The organism is Actinomadura rugatobispora, assembly GCF_042656285.1.
Lineage (GTDB): Bacteria > Actinomycetota > Actinomycetes > Streptosporangiales > Streptosporangiaceae > Spirillospora > Spirillospora rugatobispora.
Window position 1 is genome coordinate 117182 of sequence record NZ_JBHSON010000004.1, and the last position, 18516, is coordinate 135697.

The 18516-nt window shown below is 70.2% G+C and carries 14 protein-coding genes and 1 pseudogene; 5 read left to right on the plus strand and 10 right to left on the minus strand.

Annotated features, from left to right (window positions below):
• Window positions 1-75: 75 nt before the first annotated feature.
• Window positions 76-423 (plus strand): hypothetical protein, encoded by a 348-nt coding sequence (locus tag ACFPZN_RS03830; RefSeq protein WP_378280168.1) that lies wholly within the window; start codon window positions 76-78, stop codon window positions 421-423.
• A 276-nt stretch (window positions 424-699) separates the two neighbouring features.
• On the opposite strand, the gene ACFPZN_RS03835 is transcribed toward ACFPZN_RS03830, so the two are convergent.
• On the minus strand, window positions 700-1479 hold the full coding sequence (locus ACFPZN_RS03835) for a pentapeptide repeat-containing protein (protein WP_378280170.1): 780 nt from the start codon (window positions 1477-1479) through the stop codon (window positions 700-702).
• A gap of 263 nt (window positions 1480-1742) precedes the next feature.
• Window positions 1743-1901, minus strand: a complete 159-nt coding sequence (locus ACFPZN_RS03840; protein ID WP_378280171.1) for a hypothetical protein — start codon at window positions 1899-1901, stop codon at window positions 1743-1745.
• A 269-nt stretch (window positions 1902-2170) separates the two neighbouring features.
• On the opposite strand from ACFPZN_RS03840, the gene ACFPZN_RS03845 reads away from it, so the two are divergent.
• The gene (locus ACFPZN_RS03845) at window positions 2171-2902 is read left to right on the plus strand and encodes a transposase family protein (protein WP_378280173.1); all 732 of its coding nucleotides are present in this window, start codon (window positions 2171-2173) and stop codon (window positions 2900-2902) included.
• Between the two features lie 340 nt (window positions 2903-3242).
• Window positions 3243-3449, plus strand: a complete 207-nt coding sequence (locus ACFPZN_RS03850) for a hypothetical protein (protein ID WP_378280175.1) — start codon at window positions 3243-3245, stop codon at window positions 3447-3449.
• Between the two features lie 118 nt (window positions 3450-3567).
• Here ACFPZN_RS03850 and ACFPZN_RS03855 read toward each other — a convergent pair whose 3' ends face one another.
• The 6 genes from ACFPZN_RS03855 to ACFPZN_RS03880 all read right to left on the minus strand — a co-directional run bounded on the left by ACFPZN_RS03855 (window position 3568) and on the right by ACFPZN_RS03880 (window position 12588).
• The gene (locus ACFPZN_RS03855; RefSeq protein ID WP_378280177.1) at window positions 3568-5556 is read right to left on the minus strand and encodes an ABC transporter ATP-binding protein; all 1989 of its coding nucleotides are present in this window, start codon (window positions 5554-5556) and stop codon (window positions 3568-3570) included.
• Window positions 5557-5659: 103 nt separating this feature from the next.
• A complete protein-coding gene (locus tag ACFPZN_RS03860; protein ID WP_378280179.1) occupies window positions 5660-5860 on the minus strand; it encodes a hypothetical protein in 201 nt (66 codons plus the stop codon).
• A 133-nt stretch (window positions 5861-5993) separates the two neighbouring features.
• The gene (locus ACFPZN_RS03865; protein WP_378280181.1) at window positions 5994-9254 is read right to left on the minus strand and encodes a lantibiotic dehydratase; all 3261 of its coding nucleotides are present in this window, start codon (window positions 9252-9254) and stop codon (window positions 5994-5996) included.
• 20 nt (window positions 9255-9274) lie between these two features.
• Window positions 9275-10666: a lanthionine synthetase C family protein gene (locus ACFPZN_RS03870; RefSeq protein WP_378280183.1), complete on the minus strand. Its 1392-nt coding sequence runs from the start codon at window positions 10664-10666 to the stop codon at window positions 9275-9277.
• Complete coding sequence (locus ACFPZN_RS03875) at window positions 10663-11436, minus strand: AfsR/SARP family transcriptional regulator (RefSeq protein WP_378280184.1); 774 nt, start codon at window positions 11434-11436, stop codon at window positions 10663-10665. The genes ACFPZN_RS03870 and ACFPZN_RS03875 overlap by 4 nt, the downstream gene beginning before the upstream one ends.
• A 171-nt stretch (window positions 11437-11607) precedes the next feature.
• Window positions 11608-12588, minus strand: a complete 981-nt coding sequence (locus ACFPZN_RS03880; RefSeq protein ID WP_378280186.1) for an AraC-like ligand-binding domain-containing protein — start codon at window positions 12586-12588, stop codon at window positions 11608-11610.
• Window positions 12589-13012: 424 nt separating this feature from the next.
• Between ACFPZN_RS03880 and ACFPZN_RS03885 the strand changes: the two genes are divergently transcribed.
• Both ACFPZN_RS03885 and ACFPZN_RS03890 read left to right on the plus strand, forming a co-directional pair.
• On the plus strand, window positions 13013-14338 hold the full coding sequence (locus tag ACFPZN_RS03885) for a cytochrome P450 (protein WP_378280188.1): 1326 nt from the start codon (window positions 13013-13015) through the stop codon (window positions 14336-14338).
• A gap of 1046 nt (window positions 14339-15384) precedes the next feature.
• Window positions 15385-15717, plus strand: a complete 333-nt coding sequence (locus ACFPZN_RS03890) for a hypothetical protein (RefSeq protein ID WP_378280189.1) — start codon at window positions 15385-15387, stop codon at window positions 15715-15717.
• A 371-nt stretch (window positions 15718-16088) separates the two neighbouring features.
• Here ACFPZN_RS03890 and ACFPZN_RS03895 read toward each other — a convergent pair whose 3' ends face one another.
• Both ACFPZN_RS03895 and ACFPZN_RS03900 read right to left on the minus strand, forming a co-directional pair.
• Window positions 16089-16487, minus strand: a complete 399-nt coding sequence (locus ACFPZN_RS03895; protein ID WP_378280191.1) for a peptidase inhibitor family I36 protein — start codon at window positions 16485-16487, stop codon at window positions 16089-16091.
• Window positions 16488-17304: 817 nt separating this feature from the next.
• Window positions 17305-18169: pseudogene (locus tag ACFPZN_RS03900) on the minus strand (IS110 family transposase); the annotation flags it as partial.
• Window positions 18170-18516: the final 347 nt, after the last annotated feature.

Below are 18516 nucleotides of genomic sequence, written 5' to 3' on the forward strand. Positions count from 1 at the left end.
GCCCAGCAGGCGGCCCCCTGGTTCGAGTTCTCCCGCTGGTCGCTGCTGCGAGCCGAGCAGACCGGCCGGATCCCGATGTTGCACCACCGCGCTGTCTTCATCGCCAACGCCGTCGCCGCCTACGACCGCCCCTACGACATCGTGCCGGGCGCCCTGCGACGCACCGAACTCCGCGCCCAGCTCGCCGGCCTGCTGCCGGCACCGCCGCCCTACTTCGCACTGCCGCCCGCACCCGACGCCCTCAACCGCCGCCGCGCCCTCGCCGCCCGCACCACCGCCCACCCTCAGGCCGACGCACCGCACACCGGAGAGCATCTTGCCCCGCCCTCTTCCGGCTCGTCCGCCGCTTCGCCGCGGCGGCCGGGGCAGGCGCCGCGCTCGCACAGCGCATCCTCGGTGTGTGAAGCGCGCGTGCTCCGTTGAAGGCCCCGTGCGTATCAAGGGAGCTTCAGCCTCAAGCCGCGGTAGTGGCCCGCGGGGAGGATCGGAACGGCCAGTAGCGGCTCGTCCGCGAGGATGGGGCGGGCCCCCGTTGGCCGTCGTACGGCCAACGGGGGCTTCTGCCCCTGGTGACACGGACCTGAGTCTCGGGCCTCATCGGCTGGCCAGAGGGCTCGGTCGCCATCAGCATCGTTCGGTTGCTGCTCAAGCTCCGCAACCCGCCCGCCTCTCCACCGCCCCCGGCCGAAACCCGCCTGGTCAATTCCCGGCTCCGAGCCCCGGCTCCGCGGGACGCTCCTCGACCCACGTGCGCTCGTCGGTCCATGCCACCGGTTGGAGGTCGTCGAGCGTCATGCCGCGGACGCCGGTCATCACCGTGCCTCGCAGGTTCGCGCCGCTCAGGTCGGCGTCGAGCAGGTCCACACCGTCCAGGCGGACGCCGCGGAGGTCGGCGTCGACAAGGTCCGCACCGCTCAGATCCACCTCGTGCAGGGTCACGTCGCAGAGATAGAGGCCGTGCAGGTCCGCTTCGCGCAGGTCGGCGCCGCTCAAGTTCGCGCCGATCAGGACCGTGCGGCTGAGGATGGCGCCTTCCAGCCTCGCGCCGCTCAGGTCGGCGTACGCCAGATGGGCGTTGCGCAGATTCGTGTGGCGTAGGTCCGCCTCGCACAGTTCCGCCGCGTACAGGTGGGCGTAGCTCAGGTTCAGGCCGCCGAGACGCGCCCGGCTGAGGTCGAGGCCGCTGAGGTCGAGCCAGTGGTGCTGGCGTGGCACGCGGCCCAGCGCGGTGAGCGCAGCCTGCACATCGGCCTCGGGTCCCGCCGTCTGCCGGGGGCGGGGGACCGTCGGGAGCATCAGCCGGTCGTCCAGCCGGGAGGCCGGGGCGCGGCGGCGGACGAACGCCTCCAGCGCCCGCGCCGGCCCTTCGAGCGGGGACGGCGAGTCGTCGGCCAGGCGCATCAGCGCGTCGATGCCGTCCAGCCGGACGCCCATCTCCGCCGAACCGAGCCGCTCCACCGCCCGCGCAAGTGTCCCCACCAGACCATGATCGGACATAGCCGTCGTGCCGTCATGACGGTACGACGGCATGACGGCGGTTGCTCTACGGCTGGCGGGTGCGCAGGCGGCGGCCACGCTACCGACAGGCGTCGCTGCAGTAGCGGCGGGACGTCCGGTCGGGGCGGGCTGCGGCTGGTGGTCGCAGCCGGGGCCGGCGCACCCCGGCCGCTGGCGCTGCGTGGCGATGGTGATCTGGTCGGCGAGCGCGGCCAAGCGCACGGCCTCGGGGTCGGGTGGGGCAACTACTCCAGCGAGGCCCGCACCGCACGGCGGAGCTGGTCAGCGATGTCCTCCAGGACCTGGGCGGCGGGCAGCAGCCGGGCCGAGCGTCCCCGGATGCGCTGCGGGTGTTCCAGTCCGGCAGCGCGGCCGCGGCGACCCGCCGGGCCAGCTCGACGCACCGCTGCGACAGCGCCTCCAGCTCCTGCGAAGCCGACGGGTTGGTCCGACCCAACCGGGCGATCTCCTGCTCGGTGCCCGGGCGTTCGGCCAGGCGCCGCCGCGTCAGCTCAGCCTCGGCCGCGCGGGCCAAAGGCTTCAGCTGCCGCACGAGCTCGTCGATGACGTCGAGATCCACCGACGCACAAGCCGTGCTGAAGAATCATCCGGGCGCGTTTGGTGGTGTAGTCACTGCGCTTCAGCGCACCACGCACCTGCCCGCTTGTTGGCCATGTACAAGCCGACGGCCGCCGATACGGGCGACCTGACCGCCGCCCGCTCCCACGGCATCATCGACGCGCTCACCCAACGGGCGATCGCGTGCTACGCCGACAAGGGATACCTCGGCGCCGGCAGCGCCATCGGCACGCCCTACCACCGCCACAAGCACCGCAAGTTCGGCCGCCGCAAGAAGCTGTTCAACCGGCACCATGCCAAGACCCGCTCCGTCGGGGAGCAGGGCGCCGCCGCCCTCAAACGCCGGCACATCCTGCGCCACACTCGCTGCTCACCAGCCCGGCTGACCACCATCGTCCAAGCAATCCTCACCCTGCACCATCACGCCAGCCGAGGTTGGAAACAGTTCCATGGTCACCATCCCTCGCCACCTGGCCGAAGCGGGCATGCCCGACACCGTGTTGGGCGTGCTTCGCAACGCCGGGTGCCGCATCGAAACCGGCACCGGCAACGTGTTCGCGTTCGCGCCCGACCGCCGCCTGATCGTGGCCTTCATGCCCGAGGCGACAGGTTCGCCCCCGCCATCAGCAACCTGTCCGTATGGGAACCGCCACGGGTGATCCGCGCTTACATCCATGGCGAGTTGAACGAGGTGGCAGGGGAGGCAACGATCACCTCGCAGACACCGGCCGAGTTCATCACCGCCTTCCCGGTCGACCTGGTCCGCAAAACCCCACTCGACCCCGAACGCGACGAACCGGCACCACCCGCACTCACCGACCAGTGAACCCCCAACAGCGGCCCGGCCACCCGGGCCGCCAACCCACCCGGCCAGATGTCCGGTTTGAGTGAATGGAGGCGGCGCTCGGAAACCATGATCGTCCCCGGTCCGGCCCCGCGAGCCAACATGGGAACGAAACGGGACGGAACGGATGGGGAGCAAAGCGGAGCGTTCTCGCGTTTTCCCTGGTCAAGATGGGTGGGTCGCGTGGGACTCGAACCCACAACCTACGGATTAAAAGAGCGCCAACGGTGGTGCCGCGTGCCGTTCTGTACGCGTTCAGCCCCATTCCGGTGCCAGACCGTGCCGTCGCGCACCGATCCCGCCGAGCCAACAACGAGCCGGCATGGCTGTTCGCGGCTGCTGTGCGGTCGAAGCCGAATCCCACTATCCCGGCAAGGGCACTCCGGTTCCGATCCAGGCAGGCGACGTCGCCACCATCGACCGGTACGGCTACATCCGCATCGTCGACCGCACCGAAGGATCTCGTGAAGTCCGGCGGCTCATGGATCTCCTCGGTCGAACTCGAGAACGAGATCATGATCCACCCTGACGTGGTGGAACCGGTGGTCATCGGCATTGCCGACTCCCGATGGGGCGGGTGTCACGTCCCGGATGCGGTTCTGGGGTGCTTCTACGGCGCGGGGGTGCCATGGCACTCCGCCTCGACGTCAGAGACTCTCTTGCCGTCGTGCGCGGCCGCCGGTCCGGGGGGGGCCATGGGCGAACGGAGCGGCCTGGATGTCGTAGAGCACGCGGTAACGGCTGTCCGGGTCGGACAGGAGCTCGTGCGGGGTGCCGCTTTCGACGAGGCGGCCCTTGTGGAGAACATGGACGAGGTCGGCGTGCTGGACCGACGCCATGCGGTGCGTGATGAGCACGACGGTCTGGCCGCGGTCGGCCACCGCGCGGATGTGGTTGAAGGTGTGCTCCTCGGCCTTGGCGTCCAGGGCGGCGGTGGGCTCGTCCACGATGAGGACGTCGGCCTCGCGGTAGTGGCCGCGGGCGATCCCCAGGCGCTGCCACTGGCCGCCCGAGAGTTGCACGCCGCGGACGAAGGTGCGCGAGAGCAGGGTGCGCCAGCCGTGGGGGAGGTCGTCGACGAAGTCGGCGCCGGCGTCCTCGGCGGTCGAGAACAGCCGCCGCTCGTCGACAGGGTGCCCGGTGCGGGAGATGGCGACGTTGACCGCCGCGGTCATGGGCCAGCGCACGTGGTCCTGCTGGATGAGGGCGAAGCGGGCGAAGATCTCGGCGCGGTCGGCGGTGGCCGCGTCGACGTCGTCCCAGTGGATACTGCCGGTGTCGGCCAGATACAGCCCGCACAGGAGTTTCGCCAAGGTGGTCTTGCCGCTGCCGTTCTCGCCGACCAGGGCGACGATACGGCCGGTGGGCACGGTCAGGGTGACGTCGTGAAGAGCAGGATGCGGGCTTCCGGGGTAGGTGAACGTGAGGTTCCGCACCCGGATCGCCTCCACCTTGCGCGGCAGCGGACCTCCACCCGTGCGGATCAGGTGTCGGGCGGATTCGGCGAGGAACCGGCGCAGGTCCGCCACGTGCAGCGATTCGCGATGCAGGACGTTGATCCGGCTGACCAGGTTCTCCAGCGCGGTGGAGCCCTGGCGGATGGCCAGGACCGCCGTGCCCGCGCCGGCCAGGGCCAGAGCGCCCGACCACAGCAGACCGGCGAGGAGACCGTAGGTCGCCACGGCGATCAGGCCGGTCAGGGAGGAGGCGGTGATTCTCAGGCGGGCGGTGAGCCGGGCGAGGCGGTCCTGCTCCGCTTCCTCGGCCTCGGACATCAGCCGGTGGTGCTCCAGGAGGAAGGGACCCGCGTCATGGACCCGGACCTCGGCGGCGGCGTCGGTGCCGGTCAGCAGATCGGCGACCGTGCCCGCGGCCCGGTCGTACTGCAACCAGCGGTGAAAGGACTCGTACCGGTGCCTCGCGACGGTCAGCGTCGCCCACATGCCCGGCAGCACCATCACCGCGAGCATCAGCACGAGCAGCCAGTGCAGCCGGGCGAGTACCCCGCCCATCGCGGCCAGTGAGAACAGCAGGCCGATCACCGTGACGGACTGCTCGACCATCCGGCGCGCGGAGACCGCCGACAGCTTCGCGCTTTCGAGCAGCCGGTGGAAGGCGTGGTCCTCAAGGGCGACCATCTCCACGCGGCTGGAGCGCTCAAGGTAGCTATGGCGCACCAGCCGCTCCACGCGCGGTCCCAGCGGCTCGCTGAACCGGGCGGAGACCGCTGTGCACACCGCGCCGACCGCGGCCACGGCGGCGAGGAGGACCGCGATCGGGATCACCGAGCGGAGCCGGGCGTCCATCGTCCCCCCGGCGAGCAGCGCGGCCAGCGCGGCGTTGACGCCGAGCAGTCCCACCGCCCGCGCGGCCCCGCGACACAGCTCGGCCGCCAGCACCGCGAGGACCGCTCCGCGGTCCGCCCGCCAGGCGAGACCGGCCGCCGCACCCAGCAACCGGGGCAGCGCCGCGACGCTCTGCCGGGCACCGAGCTTGAACCAGTCGCCGTCGTGCCGCGTCCAACTCGCGTCGTACAGCAGCCGTCCTCCGAACAGCTGCTCCTCCGAGGCCGACGGCGGCGGCCCGTCCCCCGCCGTCCGCCGGGACCCGCGCCGCGCGGCCCATCGCTTGCGCACGAATATCTCCTCCGGGGGGCCGGGCATATCCGGCTGCTCGGACATGCCCGGCCGGTCGGTGACGCGCCGGGAGAGCGGACGGGCCGTTACGGTCGAGCCGCCCTCAGCAGCAGCCGGGGACAGGCTGGTTGTCCGACCACATCGTTATAGGGCATGTGCACGACGAGCCGTTCACGTTGCAGCAGCTGTAGAGGCCGGTGGGACCGGCGCTCGGGGTGTGCTGATCGAGAATCGCCGACACGCGGATATCGAGGTCGAAAAGGTCCTCGTCGTCGGGGGCGAGGGTGATCGCTTCTGTGGTCAACTTGCCAATCCTTTCCTGTGGGGCCGGGAACCTGTCCTCAGGTTATCTGCGCCCGGTTGCCGGGTGGTGTTGCCGCAATGTGGCGAACGTCGGCAGCGCATTACCAACGGCATCGGTGTACGTCAGGTGTACGTCACCCACTCGGCGCGGATCGTCCCCCCGGCGGGCGGTTCCGGATGGCCCGAAGAGCGAGTGTCCCCAGGTCACGGCAGCGGATCTCCCGTTCCCTGTCCACCCCCAGAAGCCGGATCGCCTGGATATGGGCGAGGCTCTCGATGATGTTCAGCTCACTCACGGTGAGCCGCCCCATTTCGCGGAGGAGCCGGATGTGCTCGCCCGCTTCCCGGACGGCGTCGTGCTGTTGCGCGAGAATCGGCTCCAGGGCCGCCCGGTAGCCCGCCGCGCGCACATCCGGGCGAAATTCGCCCGGGGCGAGTACTTCACACAGCAGCGGGCGGATCTCCCGGAAGCGCTCCCGCGTGTCGTCGAGCATCTTCCGTTCGGCATTCCGCGGGCGCGGAAAAGGAAAAGAGGGAAGGCCCCAGCTCAGATACAGCGCATGGATCGAGGCGCTGCAGATGATCTCGGTGTCGAAGGCGGCCGGTTCCGCGAGCGCGAGCCGCACGAGATCGACGGAGACGTCGCTGTTGCGGAAGAACACGGTCTCCAGTCTGTCGATGGCGTCCGGGCCGCCGTACCGTTCGACCTCACGGTCGTAACTGGTGAAGGCGAGGTCGGTCGCCAGCCCGGCCGCGACGAGCCCACGCCCCCAGGCGGCGCATCCGGTCATGAGCTCCGCCGCCCCGTCGGGACGCCGTGCGCGAAACCGCAGCCGCAGGTGGGGCAGCGGATCGCCGTAGCGAATGAAGAACCAGCGATCGATCAGTCCCGACTCCCGGATCTCCTGCACGAACGCGTGCAGCGGTCCCGCGATGACGGCGTCGTGCTGGTCGGGGGCCGAGTAGAGCTTCAGGTGGATCCACTGGTCCCCCGGGAGCCAGCGGCGGGTGACGGGCGGGGGCCGCACGGCCGGGGGCTCCGCGGTGCGGAGCGGCTCCCGCAGCCGCAGGGGGACGGTGATCTCCGAGTGGTAGGGGCGGCCCGCGCGGTCCCGCACCCACAGTTCACGAGGACCGGGATACGCCTCGTGCAGGGTGATGGACCGCGACCACGCGTCCCGTCGCCGCCGCACCACCTCGCGATGCAGCTCGTCCACCCACAGAGGATGCTCCAGGTCGAGCAGCAGCCGGTTGTCGAACTCCGTGAGGTAGACGTAACGGGGGACATTCCACGTTTCGCGCCAACTCCGGCAGGCATGGAAGAAGTCGTCGGCCGTCGCGTCGCCGTCGGGGAAGCTCGTCCTGCCGATCGTCCATTTCGCCAGGTGCACCACCGTCCTGCTCCTGGTGAGGCGGGGAAGGAACGGCGCCTCGCTGAGGGGCCCCCAGTCGAACATCGCTCCCTGGGTGAATCCGTCCGCCGAGAACTCCAGCAGTGCGCGGCACACGTTGGGGGCCTGGACCCAGGAAAGGGCGTGGCTGTGCCCCACCGAAAGCCGCCGGCCCAGCCTCGCGGAGCGCAGGTAGAAGTGGGTGGCCGTCGCCCCGAGCAGGATGTCCTCCAGCGCGATCCGCCGGTCCGGCGGCAGTGTGGGCTCCATGTTGACGGCGATCTCGTAGGGACGGACTCCGGGATGCCTCGCCACATTCGAGCCCGCCCATCCGGGCGGGTGGTAGTTCAGCTCCGCGAAGGCGATATCCGGCCGCAGCTCCTCCTCGGCGCGCGAGTGCTCGCGAAGCCCACTGACCAAGCCCTCGCCGAGGAGATGGCCGAACCGGCCGAAGCCCTGCATTCCCCCGGTGTATCCGAAGGCGCCCACGACGAGCCGCCAGTCGCCTTCCTCCATCGCACGCGGCCCCTCCGCGGCCAGTTGGAAGTACAGATCGAGCGACGTCCTGGGACGGCACACAGGGTCGTCGGGACTCCACGCGGCCAGTCTTCGGAACCAGTCATCGTGCAGTTCGACTTCTCGCAGCCCGTGCCGCGACGCGTGGGACGCGAGCTCGATCAGCGCGCGGTCGCGCGCCGCGGTCGGCTCGGCGGCCCCGGAGGGCAGCGGCAACTGGCGCGGCGGCGCGTGGTAGCCGTTCGGAGGACCCAGTCCGGTCTCGGGTCTGAGAGCGTCGAGCAGGGGCAGTTCGGAGTCGGTTCCGTAGTGTTCGAGGAACCTGTGGTGATATTCGGCGATGTGCCGCGGTCGCGGGCGGACACACCCGAGGCGCATCAGCGTCTCGGCGGCGTCCGCCGCGGCCGAGGCGATGTCTCCGGACAGTTCGGCCGTCGCGGCGAGCGCCGTGTCCTGCCGGTACGTCGCCCCGGTGAACCCGGGTGTCAGGTCGCGCTGGTGCGCCGACAGCGCTTCGAGTGCCCCCGTGGTGGCCCGGCCCCCGCGGCGGTCCACCTCGTCGGTGAGCCGCCTCGTCTCCCGCAGGCCGAGCACGACGTCCGGGCTGATGTCGAGGCGGGTCAGGCGCTCCATGAGGTACTGCTCGGGCACCGGTTCGGTCAGGGACGGCCTCAGGCCGCTCTGCAGAATCCGCAGCTCCCACAGCCGGTTGAGCAGCACGCGGATCTTCTCCTGGGACACCGTGGGGAACAGGTCCGCGAGGCCGGCGACCAGCTCACCGAACGCCGGGCCGGCGTGAGCGAGGTCCAGGGCCGCCTCGACCGGCCGGTTCAGCCTGATCTCGACCCGGTCCCCGGCCCGCCCGGACCGGGTGTCGTGCCGGAAGAGGACGAGGACCCCTCCGGCCCTGTACGCGAGATCGTTGACGCGGACGGGCAGCCGATCCCGGACCTTCTCGTCGTCCTCGACCTCCTTCATCACCGTGTGCAGCCAGGCGCCGTCGGCCCGGGTCCGGGTCAGGAGGACCGGGTCGTCGTCCAGCAGCACGGACGTCCGCTCGGTGAAGGCGCCCGCCGACACCCCGGCGAACAGCCCGTAGGGAGTCGGCCGTGTCGACATGCGGGTGAGATAGCGCAGCAGCGCCGAGTACGTGCGGTCGGCCTTCCGGCGCCCTGCCCCCTCCCCCTCCCGCGTCTGCTCGACGGCCCTGCCGAGGGCGGGACTCGCGACGTGCAGCGCCTGCCTGACACGGGCCTGGCCGGCCAGCGCCAGCAGGGCCCTCCGGCCCTCGGCCCGCCGCTCGCCCAGCGAGCCGTCCGACGACTCTGTGCACGGGGCCTCCGCCTCATCCGCGGCGGGTGCGCCGAGATTCTCCAAGGTGTGCGCGTGCAGAACCGGAGCGCGCAGCATGAAGAAGCCGGATGACACGTACAGCGACTTCCCGCCATGGTCTCCGCGGGCATGGCGGCCGTCCGCCGTTCGCACCATGTGCTCGCCTCCCAAGATGCTCAGTCCACCAGCAGGGCGCGGGCCCAGCCGGGCGGGGCGGCCGACGGCGCCGACATCAAGGCCAAGGCGACGCCCGCGGCCCCTTCGAGCAGTCCCGGGTTGTCGACCCACGTTCCCTGCGGCGCGTCCCCCGGTTCGGGCGCCGCGACCGGCGCCAGGTAGTCCCGGATCACGAACGGCGATCGGGGATCGCACCGGCCGAGCAGTTCCTCGGTCAGGACGGGGAGCGCGGCCCTCGCCGGATCCGAGTCCGTGCGGTGCGCGAACTTCCGGCACACCAGAACCAGTCCGGCGAGGCCGTGGCAGAGGCCGGGGTACACCGGTGCCGCACCTCCACCGAGGACACGCCGGAGCGTTGCCTCGAAACCCTTGACGGCGACGTCACGTACGGAGTCGTCCGCGAGCACGTCGGCCGCGTCGAGCAGCGCGGAGCAGATCCCCGGAGAGCCGTAGCAGTACGTGGGCCCGCCGATGCTCGACATGTGCGGGGTGACGGCCCCGGACTCGTCGAACGGCATGACCCTGGGCCAGAAGAGGCCCGACGAGTTCGTCTGGACCACCGAAACCAACTGCGTGGCCAGTCTGTGGATCGCTTCGCGCGAGCCTCTGGGACGGTGGCCGCCGGACCACGCCCGGCTCAGCGCGGCCAGGGGACCGGGAATCCCGTGGGCCAGCCCGAGATCGACGTAGCCGTGCGGATACTTGCCGAGATCTCTGGGCGGCTGGTTCTCCGGCGGAATGCACCAGGGCGCCCACCGGTCCTTGTCGTGATCGAGCTCGCACAGACCGATCAGCTGCTCGGACAGTTCGCGTACGCAGGGGCCCATGACCGGATCGGCGGGCGACACCGAACTGAGGCTGCCCAGAGTTCCGGCCGCTCCCGAAATGGTGTCGTAGACACGGAACGAGAGGGAACCGGCCGGCCGCCGTGACATTTCACCGACCTGTTCCCTCATCTGCCCGTGCAGGGTGTGCAGGCTCTTGGCGTAGCGACGGTCGTGGGAGGCGAGATCGCTGAGCGCCAGCGCCAGCCCGGCGGTGCCGTCGGCGATTCCCGCGCTCGTCACAGGAGCCTGGCGGGTGCAGGCGACGGCCTGCCGCAGCCACCTGCCCGCGTAGAGGATCCAGTCGTCGGCGGCCCGATCCAGCACCCGCGCGGCATGCGAGAAGGCCAGGGCGAGTCCTGTGGCGCCCCCGTACATCGACACGCCGTCGTCCCAGATGGGCCGGCTCGCCTCGTTGCGGACCGTGGTCGCGGCCTCGGACACCGCGTCCCTGTCGGCCAGCCTCAGCATGATCTCCCTGGCCGTGGCCCGGGCCTCGGCGCCCAGCGGTTCCGGCAGCAGCGGGCTGTCGGCGGGCCGCGGGCCGGCGGCGCGTGCAGCGCTCACAGCGTCACCCCCTGCAGGATCTTTTCGTGGAGCAGCGTCGTTTCGCGGTGGGGGTCGAGGCCGTACTCGGCGGCCGCCGTCCGCCGAAAGCGTGCGAAGACATCGAGCGCGTCGAGCGGCCGGCCGTCGAGGTAGAGGGCGATCATGAGCAGCCTGTGCATGGACTCCCGGTGCGGATACGCGCTGACCATTCCGGTCAGCCGCGGTATCACCCCGGAGCACTGCCCCATGCCTATCCGGACGGTGACGAGGTCTTCGTATGCCTTCAGTTTCGCCTCATTCAGTCGTGCCGCCTCCGCCTGCAGGGCGGGTGCGGCGGGTATGCAGTCGAAGGCCAGCCCGCGCCACCGCCCCAGGGCCTCGGACAACAATGTGGCCGCGTGCTCTCTCCGACCGTCCGACAGGGCGGTTCCCGCGGCGTCCGTAAGGTGCTCGAACTCGAGGGCGTCCAGAGAGTCCGCGGTCACCGACAACCGGTATCCGGAAGCGATCGTCGTGAGCTGACTGCTCGGCAGTCGCAGCCCGCGCCTGATCCTCCAGACATAGCCTTGTATCGTTTTACGTGCGGTGAGGGGCGGCATTCCGGGCCACAACTCGTCGATGAGTTGCTCGCTGCTCACCACGCAATTCGCCTTTGCGAGCAGCACACCGAGGACCATCCGGTGCCTGGCCGCGGCCAGGTGAATGGGCATGGTGCCACGATGGACCGTGAGCGGGCCGAGCACACCGAAGCGCAGCGGGCCCTCTTCCTCCCGCACGCTCGACTGCATCCTCATCCACCCCCGATTTCTCATCGCGCCCATGTCATTTTTCACCGGAAGAGCCACAACGCGGTCGCGATCACATTTTTCGCTCGAGTTCATTTCCTTCATTTACGTAAGCCCTACTCAAGAGTGTGCACGCCGCGGCCGAGCCTGTCTTACGGATGAGTGCACAGGTCTTCAGTCTGTGCGCATCAGCGTGTACTCCTGGCGGAATTGGCGCGGTGAGAGGCCGTAGGCGGCGCGGAACACCTGGCTGAAGTGCGCGGGCCCGGAGAATCCCCACCTGGCTGCGATCGCGCTGATCGGACGGGCGGCCAGCCCCGGGTCGGCCAGGTCGCGTCGGCACCGCTCCAGGCGGCGCCGGCGGATCCAGCCGGCCACGGTGAGCTCCTCGGCGCGGAACAGCGCGTGCAGGTAGCGCAGCGAGATGTGATGCGCCGCCGCGATCGCGCCCGGGGTCAGGTGCGGATCATCAAGGTTGTCGTGGATGAAAGCGTGGATCTGGGCCAGCAGTGCGCGCCGCCTGGTGTGGAGTGGCAGCGCGCTGTGGGCGTCCAGTGCGCCGGCCAGCGCCACGGTCAGCACATCGAGCGCGACCGTGGACAGCCTGGCGGTGTCGGCCGGGCTGAGTTCGGCCATCTGCCGGGCCAGCTGCAGCAGGAACTGCGAGGACAGCGCACCGATGCCCCGGTCACCCGGGACGCGGACGCAGGTCAGGTCCCGCAGGCCCCGCTCGGGCAACGGCAGCGACGAGCGCGGGAACCGCATGGCCAGCGACTGAGCCGCCGGGGGCTCGGGCGCGAACCTGGTCAGGCAAGGGCGCGAGCTGTCGCGCAGGATCAGATCCCCGGCACGGAGCGCCGCGCACCGGCCGTCCTGCTCCCCGAACACGCGGCCGCGCACGGCGAAGGTCACCAGGAAGTCTTCGGGATCCGACTGCCGGATCAGCTTGGGTGTGCGGTGCACCGACAGCGGCGTCGAAGTCAGTAGTGCCACCTCCACGAGGCCGAGCCGGGCGAAACCGGCCCGGGCATGAAATTTGTTTTCCAGGTTCGGCTCGCAGAGCACTTCAAGGGGTACCCACATTTTCGAGCTCACCTCGTGCCACATGGCGAACCGATCTTCCGCCGAGACGCCGGCGGTGGTGACCACGTCCATAGTCCAATCCATTTTCGACACCGTGCTCACCATTATCGGAAGGCGTTCCTGCCTCGTCGTCGGACGCTCGGCGTAAGTGCCTGTACGTTGTCCGGCGTACAGGCGACACCGAACCCATACCGGCGTCACACCGGGATTACCTATGGTGATATCTCCGGGGTGGGCGGAACCGTTGAATCCAGGGAGGTGATCTTGGTGGCGAAGTACATCATCGCGGGCGTCGGGCGCCTGGTGGGGATGAAGCAGGGGCGCATGGGCGGCCGCTACACGTGGCACGCGAGGAAGTGGTGACACATCCGATCGCGGACCGGGCGGCCGGCACCGCACGACAGCGCCGCGTGACGGCGGCACGGCTCCATCGGCCCGGGTGCAGGTTTGTACGGCGCACCCGGGTAGGAGAGTTCTCGGAAGGGAGATCCAGCCCGTGGGCACGACCCTTCGCCGTCCTGATGGCCCCAGGGGCCGGTTCATGCTCGGAAATACCTTCGACTACGACCGCGATCGCATCGGGTTCCTGAGACGTGCGCAGCAGCGGTTCGGTGACGTGTTCCGCTTCAGCGACGACACGACGGTCGTGCTCGACCCGGAACTGATCCATGAGATCTTCGTACGTACCAACAGCGATTTCTTCGCCGAGAGCCCGGTCTTCGCCCGCCGCCGAACGGTCGCCCGGCGGTTCCAGGACGACGCGCCGAGGACGATGATCTCCCGGCACAAGAGCTGGCAAGGAATGAAGCGGTCAGTGGTATCCGCACACGGCGCGCGCCTGGTGAGGAATTTCGACGCCGTGATGGCGCAGTGCGGCGACGATGACGTCGACGTTCTCTCGGTGATGAAGGCGTTCTCGGCGCGGGCAGTGGCCGATTTCTGTATCGGGGGCGACGGCGCGGACGCGGAGGCGGTCGCGGAGGCGGTCGCGGAGGCGGTGAGCGCGGCGGCCGGAGCGGCGGCCGAGATCATGGACAGGTCGGTGACACCGCCGTTCTGGCTCCCGCAACCCACGGTGCTGCGGGTGCATCGGACGAGCCGCCGACTCGCTCGCCGTCTCGACCGGGTGATCGCCCATCGGAGCGCCTCGGCCGCCGCTCCGGTGCCGAGGGACTTGCTCGACGTTCTCCTGGCACCTCACGGGCGCTGCCTGAGCGAGGAGGCGATACGAGATCTGCTGGAAGTCGTCCTCCGAGCCTCGCACGGCGTTCCCGGCGCCGCGTTGGCCTGGGCGGTGCGCGCCTTCGCCCAGGATCCGGGACTTCTCGAACGGGTACGCGCGGAGGCGGGACCCGCACGTGCGGCGGCGGCCGGGGCGCCGGTGGCCGCGAGCGACCTGCCGTACACCGAGGCCGTCGTCAAGGAACTGCTGCGCGCCTACACGCCCACCTGGCTGATGGGCCGTGTCGTCGGGCGGCCGACCAGCCTCGGCCCCTGGGAGTTCCTGCCTGGCGAGCAGGTCATGTTCAGCCCGTATCTGGTGCACAACGACCACCGGTGGTGGAGTGCCCCGGACCGGGTGCGCCCCGAGCGATGGCTGATCGCCGAACAGCCGCACGCGCGGTACGCGTACTTCCCGTTCGGTGCCGGCGCCAGGGTCTGCCTGGGCAGCCAGCTCGGCCTGCTCCAGTTGACGCTCGCGATCGCCCGCTTGGCGGACATCTGTGACATCGATGTGGTCGATTTCCCTGGGACCGTGCATCCCCGTGCACTGTTCGAGCCGAGCGGTCTGCGGGCCCGGTTCCGGCCGGCGGCACGATAGACGATGATCACGTCCTATCCCGATGGATCAAAGGAGAGATGGCGGTTCATGCAGGCCCCGACGTGACCCCCGACATACCTGGAACCCGACCTCCGTGCCCTCGACCGCGATCTCGTCCTGGTCGTCCGAGAGTTGCAGTTCCTTTCCACGGCCGCGGACGCGATCCCCGTGCGACGCGTCCGGGGTGGACCTGCCAGCCCTGCGGGCGGGCGACCTGGCGGCGCTGGCCGACGTGGTGTGGGACGAACGCACCATCTGGCCTGCCGGGTGGCGCGAACACATCCGCGCCCGCTCCGATCCGGTACCGGGTCCGTGGCGGCACCGGGCGCGACCCCGCCGAGGTGACGGTCACCTGATGGCCCCCACCTGGTTGCTCCTGCGCGGACCCCATCCGATCGATTTCCAACCCCTGCTCAGCCACTGCACCCGGGGCCGTCGATCGTGGGCGGCGCCAGCGATCTGACTCCCAGAGGGAGACGCCGCGCCGTGCTGGTGTGACGGGCTACGACGCTCAGGCCACCTGGGAGGTCATTTCCGCAGCGGCTGCTGGACGCACCGCCGCCGAACTCCAGGCCAAGTCCCGCCACGCCCACCTGGCCGGCCTCGGCGCCTGCGTCCGCCTCGGCGAACAAACCTCCGCCCGCGTCACCGCAGACACCGATCCAGCCGCCCGCCGACACCCCCGCTGACCGTCGGCCTCAGCCGCCCTGTCGCTACTGGTCGTTCCGATCCTCCTCGTGGGCCTGTCGGTTCCAGGTCCGTGGGGCTGCCTCATTCCAGGCCGCGGTGAACACCGTGGCGGTCTGCTGGGCGGTCAACTGGCCGAGCGGGATGGTGTCGCCGAACTCGCGGCGCAGCCGCCGCAGCCATGAGCTGGCTGCGCCGCCACGACGAGCACCAGGAGGGTGACCTGCCCTGACAGGGAACGCATAGCCGGCCGCTAGGCGGGATCCGGTTCTCTCGTGTGGACGGGTCGCGGGGGCGAATCGGGTCACAGGACGTGGGGAGGCCCCGCGCGAACTTCCTGCACGAGAGGGGAGCACCGGGTGAAGAGAATCGGCGCACTCGCGACGCTGACGCTGCTGGGCTCGGCGGCGTTCATGCTCACGACGGCCTCGCCGGCGGCGGCCCAGGAGGTGTGCGTGTACGAGGGGGCCGACAAGGCCTGCCTGGACACCGGGACGAGGGTCGCCAGGGTCTGCGACAACGAGGCCGACGGCAACGGCGTCTACGGATGGTTCGGCGGCGACCGCTACCTGTGGGACGCGAACGGGTCGGCGGGCGGGTGCAGCTACAAGTCGTACCCGACCGCGAGCTCCGTCCAGGTCTGCGAGGACGTGTACCCCGGCATGTTCCTGGACCCCTGCTCTGGCGACTGACGGGCCGGTCGCCGGCATCGAGGCGGGGTCGGCGCCCGTTGTAGGGGGTGAGGTGGTCGTACTCCGCGCGCCTGCTGGGAGAGCCCGGCCACCAGTTGGTGAAGGAGGGCGCCCTCCGGGCGCCAGCCGGTGGCCGGGCTCTGTCACACCTTGGCCTGGAAGGTGCCCGGCGCGATGAAAACGAACGTGAGCACGCGGCGCCGGCCCGAGCGCAGGGCTCGGCTGTCACTTCTCGTTCGTTCTGGCGATCGCTCATCGCTCTGACCTGCCATTCGCCACGTGTCCATCCGTCCGCCGGACGGTCAGAGCGCTGGGGGCCGTCTCACTGCATACCGGCGATGTTCGCCTGCGGCACTCTGCCCTCAGGGGCTTCAGGCATCGAACGTGCAGCCCGACTTCAGGGAACTGGTTCTGTTGTCACCGACCCTGTTGTTGGACAGGTCTCGGTCCTCGCGGAGCGGCCCAGAATTGCCGGTCCGCCTCCAGATGCTCCTGTCCCCCTTGTAGTTCTTGTACCGGTAGAGCGTCACCCAGCAGCGCGCAGGGACCTGGATCGAACTGATGCTGTCGTTGATCTTGGCGCCGTCTGGCCAGCGGAAATCGGCGAGTTTCTTGATGTTGCCCGCGATGCACGCGTGCTGGCCGCCGAAGTTCTTCTTCTGGTACACGGCGACCCTGTTGATACCGCAGATCGCCGGCGCGGCCGACGACTCCACGGCGTGCGCGGTCCCGGCGGACGCCAGCGCGAGCGTCGCGCCGATGCTCGCCACAGCCCCCATCCACATCACTTGGGACATTCGTCAGATCCCTTCTCTCGGGTTGATTCATGCTGCATCGCAGGTGCAGTCTCCGACGCATCCTTCCGCTGTACCGACGGCAACTCGCACGTGCGAGAGAAGCCGCGGCTCTGCAATGGCCAGGCGCCCTCTGCTCCCGGCCGTGCAACTCGACTTGGAGTGCGCATTGAGGGCTCCCGTCTCCTCCGCCCTCGAGCGAGTCACCCATAAGACGCCGGGCCCCACCGTTTTGTGACACCACCGGGCACCGGGACTATCCGGCCGGACTTTCACGCTTGGCAGCCACACCGCTGGTCAGGGCCCTCGCTCCGGTTCGTGTCACCAGGCGCAAGGTAGAGCGCCCGCACCGGTCAGGGCTTCGCAGGACCGTCTCGCAGAACAGCCCGGTTGTGAGGGGAGTTCTGCGAACGGCGACCTGGGTGAACGGCGCGTGGGGTGGACGCGGCGCTGACCTCGCACAACCGGTCATTCATGAGACCACGAAGCGTCACCGCAATCACGCACAGCCACTTTGCGGCCGGTGGCACGGACCCGAGTGCAGGGCCTACGGCATCGTGCTGGGAGCCCTGCGACGCACCGAACTCCGCGCCCAGCTCGTCGGCCTGCTGCTGGCACCGCCGCCCTACTTCGCGCTGCCGCCCGCACCCGACGCCCTCAACCGCTGCCATGCTCTCGCCGCCCGCACCACCGCCCACCCCAGACCACCGCGCTCGCCCCGGACGCGCCGCACACCGAAGAGCATCTCGCCCCCGCCATCTTCCGGCTCGTCCGCCACCTCACCGCAGCGGCCGGGGCCGGCGCCGGGGAAGCTGCTGATGATCTCGGCGTCGGGGTGCTGGGCGAATGCCTCCTGGACGGCTTCGGCCAGGTCGTGCTCGGCGGCGCAGGCGGCTTCGAGCTGGCGCAGCAGCGCGGTCAGCCGACGGCCCATGGCCTGTTCGACCAGGTCGGGCAGCCGCATGTGCTCGGCGCCGAAGATCCGTCGGAGCCGTTCGACGTCCTGCTCGATGTGGCAGGCCCGCCCGGCTCGTTTGAGGGCGGCGCGCAGCTGCGCGCGGGTGAGCGCGGCCGCACGGGCCGGGGTGGGCGCCAGGGTGAGGATGACGCGGGCCTCGGCCTCGGTGACCCCACCGTTGCGCAGGTGCGCGAACGTCTCCAGCGCGGCGGCGTAGTAGTCGTGCAGCAGCGACCGGATGCGCCGGCCGAGCTGGAGGCGGTCCCAGACCGCGTCCTGCTGGGTGCGGGCCAGCACGGTGATCGCTTGCGCCGGCTCGGAGTCGGCGGGCAGCGGGCGGTGCGCGGCCATGTCGGTGCGCAGAATGTTGGCCAAGGTCAGCGCGTCCTGCGCGTCGGACTTCTTGCCTGAGGCGCCGTGCCGGTCGCGATAACGGGACACGGCGTAGGGGTTGATGGCGAACACCTGGCGGCCGGTGGCGCGCAGGCAGGCCGCGCGGTCGCTCGATTGCGACCGGGATCGGGTCGTCGGCCTGGTCACCGACGGAGGCCGGCAGCTTCAGCAGCGCGCGCAGGCCGGTGGCGTCATTGGTGATGCGGGCCTTGGCGACCCGGGTGCCGTCCTGGTCGACGACGGCGATGTCGTGGCGGCGTTCGGCCCTGTCGATCCCGCAGAACAGTGCGGCCAACGCTTCTCCAATCAGCGGACAGTCGGTCATCGGTGCAGGTCAGAACCACAGCGGAGACGCGTGGCCCGCTAATGGAAGGACTCGTCGGTCCGACATCCGATCAGTCGTTCGCGACCCCGGCGATCCGCGGGGTCTCCTTCCGCCGCGAGAGCTCACCGGCTCGGCCGCGTGTGGGAGGTCAGCCCCGCGAACGGGCTCGAACCACGAACACCACGCTTGCCCAACCACCGCCGCCGCGACGGGAGAATGCCGGGACGGCCGGTCTGGTGACAGGCCTCTGATCTGGCACGGGGCCTTCCGCGAATCAGGCTCATCGCCCGGCATCCACCGGCCACGACGCCGGAAAGTTCGGGGTGAGC